The following is a 280-nucleotide window of genomic DNA, read 5'->3' as shown; positions in this document are numbered from 1 at the left end:
GAACAGGGCTGAGCCAATCGGAGGCCGCCAAGCTGCTTGGTGTTACCCAGCCGCGTATCTCTGATCTCATGCGTGGCAAGATCGAATTGTTTGGTCTCGATACATTGGTCAACATGATCGGAGCTGCCGGCCTGCATGTTGAAATGCGCATCTCGGACGCAGCCTGATCAAAAGCTAATATTGCCTCCTGTTATGTTTTTCGATCCTATCTCCGCGCGGCTGCATTTCTCAAGCGGCATTCTTTTTTGACATTGCAGTCGTCAAATGCGCCGTGACGGCA

The 280-nt window shown here is 52.1% G+C and carries 1 protein-coding gene; it reads left to right on the top strand.

The window, feature by feature from the left end:
- Positions 1–167 (top strand): helix-turn-helix domain-containing protein (locus QSV46_RS39565; RefSeq protein WP_409997292.1); only part of this gene is annotated, 167 nt, incomplete at its 5' end.
- Positions 168–280 lie beyond the last annotated feature (113 nt).

This window comes from Bradyrhizobium cosmicum (genome assembly GCF_032290525.1).
Lineage (GTDB): Bacteria > Pseudomonadota > Alphaproteobacteria > Rhizobiales > Xanthobacteraceae > Bradyrhizobium > Bradyrhizobium cosmicum_A.
Note: the sequence above shows the minus strand (reverse complement) of the source record. Positions and strands in the feature narration are given on the sequence as shown.